The 10,791-nt window shown below is 62.9% G+C and carries 9 protein-coding genes; 2 read left to right on the forward strand and 7 right to left on the reverse strand.

Annotated elements, in window-relative coordinates:
* Positions 1 to 29: 29 nt before the first annotated feature.
* The 7 genes from ACTJLA_RS13470 to ACTJLA_RS13500 all read right to left on the reverse strand — a co-directional run bounded on the left by ACTJLA_RS13470 (position 30) and on the right by ACTJLA_RS13500 (position 8,930).
* Positions 30 to 572 (reverse strand): exonuclease domain-containing protein, encoded by a 543-nt coding sequence (locus ACTJLA_RS13470; protein WP_019818536.1) that lies wholly within the window; start codon positions 570 to 572, stop codon positions 30 to 32.
* 74 nt (positions 573 to 646) lie between these two features.
* Positions 647 to 2,530, reverse strand: a complete 1,884-nt coding sequence (locus ACTJLA_RS13475; RefSeq protein WP_314547197.1) for an acetyl/propionyl/methylcrotonyl-CoA carboxylase subunit alpha — start codon at positions 2,528 to 2,530, stop codon at positions 647 to 649.
* Between the two features lie 109 nt (positions 2,531 to 2,639).
* A complete protein-coding gene (locus ACTJLA_RS13480) occupies positions 2,640 to 3,401 on the reverse strand; it encodes an enoyl-CoA hydratase/isomerase family protein (protein WP_314547199.1) in 762 nt (253 codons plus the stop codon).
* Positions 3,398 to 4,555 carry a citronellyl-CoA dehydrogenase gene (gene atuD / locus ACTJLA_RS13485; protein ID WP_054896351.1) on the reverse strand — a complete coding sequence of 386 codons (1,158 nt, stop codon included), beginning with the start codon at positions 4,553 to 4,555 and terminating at the stop codon, positions 3,398 to 3,400. The genes ACTJLA_RS13480 and atuD overlap by 4 nt, the downstream gene beginning before the upstream one ends.
* A 93-nt stretch (positions 4,556 to 4,648) precedes the next feature.
* The gene (atuC, locus tag ACTJLA_RS13490; RefSeq protein WP_054896350.1) at positions 4,649 to 6,262 is read right to left on the reverse strand and encodes a geranyl-CoA carboxylase subunit beta; all 1,614 of its coding nucleotides are present in this window, start codon (positions 6,260 to 6,262) and stop codon (positions 4,649 to 4,651) included.
* 4 nt (positions 6,263 to 6,266) lie between these two features.
* On the reverse strand, positions 6,267 to 7,139 hold the full coding sequence (locus ACTJLA_RS13495) for an SDR family oxidoreductase (RefSeq protein WP_034126811.1): 873 nt from the start codon (positions 7,137 to 7,139) through the stop codon (positions 6,267 to 6,269).
* Positions 7,140 to 7,151: 12 nt separating this feature from the next.
* Positions 7,152 to 8,930 carry an acyclic terpene utilization AtuA family protein gene (locus ACTJLA_RS13500; RefSeq protein ID WP_314547205.1) on the reverse strand — a complete coding sequence of 593 codons (1,779 nt, stop codon included), beginning with the start codon at positions 8,928 to 8,930 and terminating at the stop codon, positions 7,152 to 7,154.
* Positions 8,931 to 9,083: 153 nt separating this feature from the next.
* Between ACTJLA_RS13500 and ACTJLA_RS13505 the strand changes: the two genes are divergently transcribed.
* Both ACTJLA_RS13505 and ACTJLA_RS13510 read left to right on the forward strand, forming a co-directional pair.
* Positions 9,084 to 9,707 (forward strand): TetR/AcrR family transcriptional regulator, encoded by a 624-nt coding sequence (locus ACTJLA_RS13505; RefSeq protein ID WP_034126813.1) that lies wholly within the window; start codon positions 9,084 to 9,086, stop codon positions 9,705 to 9,707.
* Positions 9,708 to 9,799: 92 nt separating this feature from the next.
* Positions 9,800 to 10,588: a substrate-binding periplasmic protein gene (locus ACTJLA_RS13510; RefSeq protein WP_054920425.1), complete on the forward strand. Its 789-nt coding sequence runs from the start codon at positions 9,800 to 9,802 to the stop codon at positions 10,586 to 10,588.
* Positions 10,589 to 10,791 lie beyond the last annotated feature (203 nt).

Genomic DNA, 10,791 nt, shown 5'->3' on the forward strand with positions numbered 1-10,791 from the left:
GCCAGTATGCCCAAGGCTGCAAGCGCTGCCTAGACCGGCAATATCAGCGGCAGCAGGCGTGCGGTGTTGCGTGCATCCTCCAGGGCGCGATGCTGCTGGCCATTGAACTGCATTCCTGCCAATTGCAGCGCACCATTGAGCCCCAGCGGCTTGTCCAGGCGCCGGGCCTTGGCAAAGCGTTGCTTGAGGTTCACATGCGGCGTATCGCCCAGGGCGCTGGCGAGGCCATGGCGCTGCCACTCCAGCTCAAGCTGCACGCGATCATAGTCACCCCAACTGGCCCAGCCTTCCAGGCGTGGCTGATGTTGGCCCAGCCAGCGCTCGAACAGCGGCCACACCTCGGTGATCGGCGCGGCCATGTCGATATTGGCCTGGGTGATATGGGTGAGTTTGCGGCAAAAGGGTGTCAGCAACGGCCGGCGCAAGGGCCGCACAAAGCGCTGGAAGTGGTCCAGTTCGCGGCCCTGGCGGTTGACCAGGCTGGCGCCGATCTCGATGACTTCCATCTCTGTCACGGGCCAGCCGCCGTCATCCGTTGTGGCTTCAAGGTCAATAATCAGCCAATGAGGCATGTGCAGGTTCCCGTACTCGTCCCTTCCTGATGGGGATAGAGCGTAGCCCGGCCCTGTAGTTCCGCCTAGGGGCGTTATTCGATCTCCAGCAAAACCTGACGGTTGCGCACCTGGTCGCCCGTCATGACGCGCATCTCCTTGACGGTGCCATCGATGCCGGCCTTCAACGGGTGCTCCATTTTCATCGCTTCGAGCACCAGCAACAGTTGGCCTTTGCTGACGGTCTCACCGACGCACACCCGTATATCGACGATGGCGCCGTCCATGGGCGCCTGGACCGTGCCGCTGCTGGCGTCGGCCTGGCGGCTGGCGACTTGCTGGGTGCGGTCTGTGACAGTCAGCCCTGGTAGCCATAGCCGGTTGCCGTCCAGGTGATAAGCGATGCGTCGGCGGACCCCCTTGATGACCAGGCTGGCGTGGCGGCCGTCGGTGGTGAGTTGCAGGTCGTCAACGCTGACGCTGTGGAGTTGGCCGTTGGCCTCCAGACGGTACGTTACCGGGACACTCGCCGTATTGCGCCAGCGCGCAAGTGTTTGGGTGTGCTGGTTGGCGCTGTGTTGATAAAACAGCGCGGCGGCCAGCTTGAGCTGTTCAGCGGTCGCCGTCTGCTGTGGGATGACGCTGAAGTGTTCGGCGATCAACCCCGTGCTGAAGTCGCCATTGATAAAGTCCGGGTGCTTGAGCAGGTCGATGAGCAAACGCTGGTTGGTCGCCACGCCCAGCAATAAGCTGTCTTCCACGGCCCGCAGCAGTTTTCGCCGGGCTTCTTCGCGGCTGGCGCCGTGGGCGATGATCTTGCCCAGCATCGAGTCGTAGAACGGGCTGACGGTTTGGCCTTCAAGCAATCCATGGTCGATGCGTACGCCGGGGGCTGGTTCCCAACGCAACACGTCACCGGTTTGCGGCAGGAAGCCCTGGGCCGGGTCTTCGGCGTACAGGCGTACTTCCATGGCGTGGCCGGTCAGGGTCACCTGTGATTGGGTGAGTGGCAGCGGTTGGCCGGCGGCGATCTGCAACTGCCAGTCCACCAGGTCGAGGCCGGTAATCATCTCGGTGACGGGGTGTTCGACTTGCAGGCGCGTGTTCATTTCCAGGAAATAAAACTGGCCGTTGCGGTCGAGCAGAAACTCCACGGTGCCGGCACCTACATAGTTCACCGCCCGCCCGGCCTTGAGCGCGGCTTCGCCCATGGCCTGGCGCAGATCGGGCGTCATCACGGGGCAGGGCGCTTCTTCAATGACTTTCTGATGGCGGCGCTGTATCGAACAGTCGCGTTCGCCGAGGTAAATGAGGTTGCCATGGCTGTCGCCGAACAGCTGCACTTCCACGTGGCGCGGGTCGATCAGCGCCTGTTCAAGGATCAGCTCGTCGCTGCCGAACGCATTCATGGCTTCCGAGCGTGCGGTGCGCAGTTGCTCCAGCAGCTGTTCGCGCTGGTGCACCAGGCGCATGCCACGCCCACCGCCGCCGGCGCTGGCCTTGATCATCAGTGGGAAGCCGATGCGTTCGGCTTCCCGTTGCAGGGTGGCATCGTCCTGGGCACTGCCTTGATAACCGGCGATGCAAGGTACGCCGGCGTCGAGCATGGCGAGTTTGGACAGGCGTTTGCTGCCCATCAGTTCGATCGCCTCGGCGCTGGGGCCGATGAAGGTGAGCGTGGCCTGCTGGCAGGCGCGGGCGAAGTCGGGGTTTTCCGAGAGGAAGCCGTAGCCGGGGTGAATGGCGTCGGCGCCGGTCAGTTGGGCGGCGGCGAGGATGGCCTCTGTGTTCAGGTAGGACTGGTGGACGGGCGCCGGGCCGATGTGTACGGCTTCGTCGGCCATCTGCACGTGCAGGGCATCGGTATCCGCGTCGCTGTACACGGCCACGGTGCGGTAGCCGAGGGCCTGGGCAGTGCGCTGGATGCGGCAGGCGATTTCACCGCGGTTGGCGATCAGGATCTTGGTGAATGCGGGCATTGGGTTATCCCTTGGTGGATGTGGCGTGTGTTGGGGCTTCTTCGCAGGCAAGCCAGCTCCCACATTTGAAATGTCTCCCCCTGTGGGAGCTGGCTTGCCTGCGATGGCGTCATCGAGACCAACTCGGCTTTCGCTTCTGCACAAACGCCTGCGTCCCCTCGACCCCTTCTTCACTCCTCACCGCCTCGGCAAACCACTGCGCCCCGCGATCCAGCACGGCCTCAAGGGGCTCATCCACACTGGCCAGCAACAGCGCTTTAGTCCGTGCGTTCGCCCCCGGCGCACACTGCAACACCTGCCCCAATACCTCATCCACCCGCTGCGCCAATGCCTGGGCGTCGTGCTCGACAAAATGCACCACTCCCAGCCGCCCAGCCTCAACCCCATCAAACCGCGCCGCCGTCAGCGCCAGGCGCCGCGTGTGAGTAAGGCCAATACGCTTGACCACAAACGGCGCAATCTGTGCCGGCAACAACCCCAGGCGGGTCTCGGGCAAGCCGAACTGCGCCTGGCCCTCTGCAATCGCAATATCACTCACGCACGCCAGCCCGAACCCACCGCCCAGCACCGCGCCTTGCAGCACCGCGATCACCACGGGTGCCAGTGCCTGCACCTCTTGCAGCAAGGTGCCAAATGCGCGGTTCAACGCTTGCAGTTGATCTCCCGCGCTGACCAGATCCTTCACATCGGCCCCCGCGCAAAAATGCCCGCCCGCGCCGCTGATCACCACGGCGCGCACCTGGCTGTCCAACTGCGCCAGTACCGCACGCAGCTCATTGACCATTTCAAGGCTCATTGCATTGCGGCATTCGGGCCGGTTGAGGGTGATATGCAGCACGCCGTTGTGGGCTTCTAGCAGCAAGGTGTTCATGGTTTTTTACCGGGCAGGGTGCCCATCAGTTTGCAGATGATGCCCAGCATGATTTCGTCGGCACCGCCGCCAATCGACACCAGGCGCACGTCGCGATAGGCGCGGGCCACCGGGTTGTCCCACATGAAGCCCATGCCGCCCCAATATTGCAGGCAGCTGTCGCTGACCTCACGGCCCAGGCGCCCGGCCTTGAGTTTGGCCATGGAGGCCAGCCGCGTGACGTCCTGGCCCTTGATGTACTGCTCGGTGGCCTGGTAGACCAAGGCGCGCAGGCATTCGATTTCGGTGGCCAGTTCCGCCAGGCGGAAGTGGATCACCTGGTTGTCGATCAACGCCTTGCCGAAGGTTTGGCGCTCCTTGCAGTATTCGATGGTGCTGTCGATGCAGTACTCCAGGCCCTTGATCATATTGGCCGCGCCAAACAGGCGTTCCTCCTGGAACTGCAACATCTGCATCATGAAGCCCGCGCCTTCGTGGCCGATGCGGTTGCGTTGCGGTACGCGCACGCCGTCGAAAAACACCTGGGCGGTCTCGGAGCTGTGCATGCCGAGTTTTTCCAACGGCGGGCTGACGCTGATGCCGGGGCTGTTCATCGGCACCATGATCAGGGATTTGTTGATGTGCGGCTTGTCGTCCGAGGTGTTGGCCAGCAGGCAGATGAAGTCAGCGCTGGGCGAATTGGTGATCCACATCTTGCTGCCATTGATCACGTAGTCGTCGCCGTCCTTGCGCGCATGGGTCTTGAGCCCGGCCACGTCGGAGCCGGCGCCGGTTTCCGAGACGCCGATGCAGCCCACTTGTTCGCCGCTGATGGCCGGGCGCAGGAACTCTTCGCGCAGTTCATCGGAGCCGAAGCGCGCCAGGGCCGGAGTGCACATATCGGTCTGCACACCAATGGACATGGGGATGCCGCCGCAGCGGATGGTGCCGAACTCTTCGGCGGCGACAATGGAGTAGCTGTAGTCCAGGCCCATGCCGCCGAATTTTTCCGGTTTGGAGATGCCCAGCAGGCCGAGGTCGCCGGCCTTGCGGAAGATTTCGTGAATGGGGAAGCGCCCGGCTTTTTCCCATTCATCCACGTACGGGTTGATCTCGCGGTCGACGAAGGCGCGCACGGTGCGGCGCAGTTCCTGGTGTTCCTGGGTGAAGATCATTTTTATTGTTCTCCCTGTTGGGACGCGGAGCGTCCTGGTTTGCATTCCCACGCGGAGCGTGGGAACGATCACCCACGTGGAGCGTGGGAACGATCAGCGCGCCACGCCAAAGCTGTTCGGTTGCAGTTGCCGCAGTTCGGCTTCGTGACAGATATCCAGCACAAACCCGAGCAAGGTGCGGGTATCCCGTGGATCAATCAGCCCGTCGTCCCACAGGTTGGCGCTGCCGTAGAGGGCGGTGGACTGGCTGTCGAGCTTCTGCGCGGTGACCTGTTCGAGCATGTCGAGCACTTTGGGGTCGGGCACCAGGCCGTCCTTGAGTTGCTTGGCCTCGGTGACAATGCGCAGCACCTTGCCCGCTTGTGCGCCGCCCATCACCGCGGTGCGGCTGTTGGGCCAGGCGAAGATAAAGCGGGGGTCCAGGCCGCGACCGCACATGGCGTAGTTGCCGGCACCGTAGGAACCACCGACCACGATGGTGAGTTTAGGCACGCGGGCATTGGCCACCGCCTGGATCATCTTCGCGCCGTGCTTGATCACCCCTTGCTGTTCCGACTCGGTGCCCACCATGAAGCCGGTGGTGTTATGCAAGAACAGCAGCGGCGTACGGCTCTGGTCGCACAGCTGGATAAACTGCGCGGCCTTGCTCGCGCCCTTTGGGGTGATGGGGCCGTTATTGCCGATCACTCCCACGGCGCGCCCCTGGATATGCAGATGGGCGCAGACGGTGTGGGGGTCGAACTCGCCCTTGAATTCCAGCAGGTTGGAACCGTCGGCCAGGCGCGCCAGGATTTCGCGCACGTCATAGGGCTTTTTCGGGTCATCGGGGATCAGCCCCAACAGCTCTTCAATCGGGTACAGCGGTTCGCGATAGGCGCGGGGTGGCGCGTGCGGCAAGCGATCATTCCAGGGCAGCAGGCCCACAATTTCACGCACGATGCGCACGCCGTCGGCATCGTCTTGGGCCAGGTACTCAGCGGTGCCGGCGGTTTGCGCGTGCATCTGCGCACCCCCCAGTTCTTCATCGGTGGCGACTTCGCCAGTGGCGGCCTTGAGCAACGGTGGCCCGGCGAGGAACAGCTTGGCCTTGCCGCGCACCACCACCACGTAATCCGACAGCCCCGGCTGATACGCACCGCCGGCCGTCGCCGAGCCGTGCACCACGGTGATCTGCGGCAAGCCCATGGCGGACATGCGGGCTTGGTTGGCAAAGCTGCGCGCGCCTTCGACGAAAATCTCGGCTGCGTAGTTGAGGTTGGCGCCGCCGCTTTCGGCGAGGGTCACCACTGGCAGTTTGTTCTCCATGGCGATCTGTTGCAGGCGCAGGGATTTTTTCAGCCCGGAGGGGGAAATGGTGCCGCCTTTGATCGCGCTGTTGTTGGCCACCACCAGCATGCGCACGCCGCTGACATAGCCGATACCAGCGATCAGCCCGCCACCGGCGGCGCTACCGTCCTTGTCGTCGTGGAGTTTGTAGCCGGCCAGACTGGCCAGCTCCAGGAAAGGCGCGCCGGGGTCCAGCAGCAGGTTGAGGCGCTCACGGGGCAGCAATTGGCCGCGCTTGTCGAACTTGGGCTTGGCTTCCTGGGCCTTGGCCAGCAGGGTGTGTTCCAGTTGGCGTAGCTGGGCAATGGACGCCAGCATGGCTTCGCGGTTTTGCGCGAACGCTGGGCTGTTAGGCTCGATCATGGTTTCAATGACTGGCATGGCGTTATTGCTCCGCCTTGAGCACATCCGGCAGGTAGGCGCGGTGGAACCCGTTGAATGGCTCGCTCGGCGCCTGCGCCTTGTGCAGCGGCCATGCGCGGCTGCCCAGGCTGGCGGCGCCGTCGATGCGCAGGGTGCTACCGCTGATAAAGGCCGCAGCCGGGCTGAGCAGGAAGACGATGGCCGCGCTGACTTCCGACTCGGTGCCGATGCGCTTGAGCGGTACATGCTCACGCAGGGTGGGAATCACCGCCTTGAACGCGCCTTCGTAGGTGTCCATGCCGCTGGAGGCAATCCAGCCAGGCGCCACGGCGTTGACGCGCACCCCGGCATAGCCCCACTCAAACGCGGCGGTCTTGGTGACGTTGTCCATGCCGGAGCGCGCCGCGCCGGAGTGGCCCATGCCGGGCATGCCGCCCCACATGTCGGCGAGCATGTTGACGATCGCGCCCCCGTGCTTGCTCATCGACTGGTTGAACACTTCCCGCGCCATCAGAAAACCGCCCACCAGGTTGGTGCGCAGTACGGTTTCAAAGCCCTTCTGATTGATCGCCGCCAGTGGCGACGGGTATTGGCCGCCCGCGTTATTCACCAGCCCATGGATGGGGCCGTGGTCGTGCAGGATCTGCGTGACCAGCGCTTTCACCGCCTCTTCCTCACGAATGTCACAGGCATGCCAATGGGCGACGCCGCCATCTTCAGCAATTTCCGCCGCGACCTTCTGCAGTTTTTCTGGCTTGCGCCCCACCAGGATCACGCAGGCACCAAGGGCCGCCAGCTCATGGGCGGTGCAGCGGCCAATGCCACTGCCGCCTCCGGTGACAATCACGGTTTGCCCCTTGAACAGGTCGGCTTTGAAGATCGAGTCGAAGGCCACGGCGACGGTCCTTTAGGTGAGTTGATCGGCAATGTGTTGCGGCACGGCGATGGGGATTTCCAGCAGTTGCTGAGCGAAGGCTTTGCCTTGCGGGTCGATGCGCAGGCTGGCGATACCGCCGCCGCCCAGGGCATTCTCCAGCAGGAAATTCAGGCTGTGGCTGCCGGGCAAGTACCAGCGTTCGACGCGGCCATGGATCGGGTCGAGCACGTGGCCCATCCAGTCGACGATCACCTCCGGGGTCAGGGCTTCGGCGATCCACGGCAGGTAGTCAGGGTGGCGAGCGATCACGCCGATATTGCTGTGGTTGCCCTTGTCACCAGAGCGCGCCACGGCGAGTTTCACCAGCGGCACACTGGCATCGGCACGGCCCTCCGGCTTGGCCGGCTCGATGGGCACAGCCGGCGTGAGCAGAGACGCGGAGGCGGGCAGCTCGACGGCATGACGTTGGCCTTGGTACTCGATGGCGACGCTACACCGTGATTTGTCGACCAGGAACGAAAACAGCCGAATCAGCGGATACACCGTCGGTCGCCCGCCCACAATGCCGGTCAGCCCCGGTGCCATGCCGGTGGCCGCCTGGGCGATCTCGCGAGCGAACAGTACCAGCGCCTGCTTGTTCGGATGCCGCACCGCCAGCTTCACCACCACTTCGCGGCAATCCGCACGCCGGGCGTGGGCGCCGTAGGTGGCTTCGCTGCCGAGCAGTTCGATGTTGACGTCGGTGTAGGGCGCCCAGCCGCGCTGGCTGAACAGCTCCGAAGTCTTGTTGATGAGCGCCTGGCTGACCCGCTCGGCCTTGGCCACCGCGTCGATGCCGGCGAGCAGGCAACTGGCGGTGCAGCGAAAGCCATCGGGGTAAGTGGCGCTGACCTTGTACTGGTCGGTGGGTGGCAGGCCCTTGGCGCCGTGCAGGCGCACCGCGTGTTTGCCTTGTTGCTGCAGTTTGACCTGGCTGAAATCGCAGATCACGTCCGGCAGCACATAGGCGCGCGGGTCACCGATTTCATACAGCAGTTGTTCGGCCACGCTGAGTTCGCTGATCAGCCCGCCGCTGCCTTCGACCTTGTTGACGGTGAACTGGCCGTCGGCGCTGACTTCGACGATAGGGAAGCCGATATGTTCGTAGTCGGGCACGTCACGCCAGTCGGTGAAGTTACCGCCGGTGCATTGGGCGCCGCATTCGATGATATGCCCGGCCAGGGCGGCCTGGGCCAGGTGATCGTAGTCCTGCCATGACCAATTGAATTCATGCACCAGTGCCGCGCTGACCACTGCGCTGTCGACCACCCGGCCGGTGATGACAATATCGGCGCCGAGCCCCAATGCCTGGGCAATGCCCGGTGCGCCGAGGTAGGCGTTGGCGGACACGCACAGGGGCGGCAGCGGGGCGCCGTTGTACAGGTCGGTGACAGTCGGCATCTGTTTGAGTTGAGGGTGCAGGTCATCGCCGAGCAACACGGCGATTTTCAGCGGGATGTGGGCGTTATCGCAGGCTGCTTGCAGGGCGGCGGCGCAGGCCTGGGGGTTGATACCGCCGGCATTGCTGATCACCCGGATGCCCTGGCGCTGGATATCCGCCAGCAGGGGCGTAAGCACCTCGACAAAATCCGTGGCGTAACCGGCCTTGGGGTCTTTCAGGCGGGCACCGACGAGGATCGACATGGTGACTTCCGCCAGGTAATCGAACACCAGGTAATCCAAGGCACCGCCCTGCACCAATTGGGCGGCGGCGGTGCAGGTGTCGCCCCAGAAGGCGCTGGCGCAGCCGATACGTACCGTCTTGCTCATGAGAAATCCTTCCTCCAAGGGCTGGTGCCGAGACTACCAAGCAAGCGCTTGGTTTGTAAACTCCAGTCACAAGTTTTACCCAAGCGCTTGCTTGGGTGGCAGTCACGGCCTAAATTGCCGGCCAAGACGACAGTAGACGTGAAGGAGAGCAGCATGGATGAGCACAAAGCCCTGGGGGTGATGCGCACCATGGTCGATGGTGGCCAATTGACGGACCCCGAGAGCGCCCGCGGCAAGTTGCTGCAAACCGCAGCTCATCTGTTTCGCAACAAGGGTTTCGAGCGCACCACTGTGCGAGATCTGGCCAGCGCCGTGGGCATCCAGTCCGGCAGCATCTTTCATCACTTCAAGAGCAAGGATGAGATATTGCGTGCGGTGATGGAGGAAACCATCCATTACAACACCGCGATGATGCGCGCTTCACTGGAGGAGGCGAGCACGGTGCGCGAACGCGTGCTGGCGCTGATCCGCTGCGAGTTGCAGTCGATCATGGGTGGCAGTGGCGAGGCCATGGCGGTGCTGGTCTACGAATGGCGCTCGCTGTCGGCCGAAGGCCAGGCGCACGTGCTGGCCCTGCGTGACGTGTATGAGCAGATCTGGTTGCAGGTACTGGGCGAGGCCAAGGCCGCTGGCTACATCCGGGGCGATGTGTTTATCACCCGGCGCTTCCTCACTGGCGCCTTGTCCTGGACCACCACCTGGTTTCGCGCCCAAGGCAGCCTGACCCTTGAGGAGTTGGCCGAAGAGGCCTTGTTGATGGTGCTGAAGTCGGACTGAGGCGCAAGTTATTAATTTGCTGGCGAAAGTTGTCTCCCCCAGTAAAAACGCCTAGCTTATCGGCATTGAACTCTTCAACGGTGCGTGCCTCGATGTTTTCGCCATGGCGGCTGGCTGCAGGACTTACTTTATGGGCACTGGGCACCGCCGCGTGGACGCAGGCCGGTGCCGCGCAGTTGGTGAGAATCGGCGCGGCGCATTTTCCGCCCTACACCGTACGCCCTGAACAAGGCGCCGACACCGGGTTGCTGCCGCAATTGGTCGAGGCGTTGAACGCTGCGCAAACCGATTACCAGTTCGTGGTGGTGCCTACCTCGATCCCCCGGCGTTTTCGTGACTTCGAGCAAGGCCGGGTCGACATGGCCATCTTCGAAAACCCGTCCTGGGGTTGGCAGAATATTGCCCATACCAGTGTTGATATGGGGCTGGAAGATGCGGAAATATTCGTTGCCCAGCGTCAACCCGGGCGCGACCAGAGCTACTTCGCCGACCTCACCGGTAAGCGCCTGGCGGTATTCAGCGGGTATCACTATGCCTTTGCCGACTTCAATCCCGATCCCAAGAACATGGCCGAGCGTTTCAACGCGACGTTGACCTATTCCCATGACAGTAATTTGCTGATGGTTGCTCGTGGGCGTGCGGATATTGCACTGGTTACCCGTTCGTACCTGAGTGATTTCATGGTGCGCAACGCAGACATGGCGGGGCAGTTTTTGGTGTCGGAGCGTATTGACCAGGTGTATCACCACTATGCGTTGTTGCGGCCCAAGGCACCGATCACTGGTCCGGCGTTTGCCGAACTGCTCAAGCGTCTGCGCGACAGTGGCCAGATGCTGAAGATTTTTGAGCCGTATCGTATTGATGTGACGCCGGTGCCCTGAGGTCTTAGTAAGTAAAATCCTTCGGGCTCGGGGGGTCAACTGTGGGAGCTGGCTTGCCTGCGAAGACGGCCTGACAGTCAACGCAGTTGGACCGTGTACATATCCATTCCTGCGGTAACGGCTACTTAGGGTTCCGCTTTTACAGCGGCTCACTTTTGAAAAGCGCAAAAGTAAGCAAAACGCTCTTGCCCCACCACTCGGCA

The sequence above is a fragment of the Pseudomonas sp. 22072 genome (assembly GCF_052046095.1).
In the GTDB taxonomy this organism is placed as follows: domain Bacteria; phylum Pseudomonadota; class Gammaproteobacteria; order Pseudomonadales; family Pseudomonadaceae; genus Aquipseudomonas; species Aquipseudomonas paracarnis.

Excerpts from the sequence above, each read along its gene's own strand:
- ACTJLA_RS13470 (WP_019818536.1), bottom strand. The coding sequence starts at position 572 with ATGCCTCATTGGCTGATTATTGACCTTGAAGCCACAACGGATGACGGC.
- ACTJLA_RS13475 (WP_314547197.1), bottom strand. The coding sequence starts at position 2,530 with ATGCCCGCATTCACCAAGATCCTGATCGCCAACCGCGGTGAAATCGCC.
- ACTJLA_RS13480 (WP_314547199.1), bottom strand. The coding sequence starts at position 3,401 with ATGAACACCTTGCTGCTAGAAGCCCACAACGGCGTGCTGCATATCACC.
- atuD (WP_054896351.1), bottom strand. The coding sequence starts at position 4,555 with ATGATCTTCACCCAGGAACACCAGGAACTGCGCCGCACCGTGCGCGCC.
- atuC (WP_054896350.1), bottom strand. The coding sequence starts at position 6,262 with ATGCCAGTCATTGAAACCATGATCGAGCCTAACAGCCCAGCGTTCGCG.
- ACTJLA_RS13500 (WP_314547205.1), bottom strand. The coding sequence starts at position 8,930 with ATGAGCAAGACGGTACGTATCGGCTGCGCCAGCGCCTTCTGGGGCGAC.
- ACTJLA_RS13505 (WP_034126813.1), top strand. The coding sequence starts at position 9,084 with ATGGATGAGCACAAAGCCCTGGGGGTGATGCGCACCATGGTCGATGGT.
- ACTJLA_RS13510 (WP_054920425.1), top strand. The coding sequence starts at position 9,800 with ATGTTTTCGCCATGGCGGCTGGCTGCAGGACTTACTTTATGGGCACTG.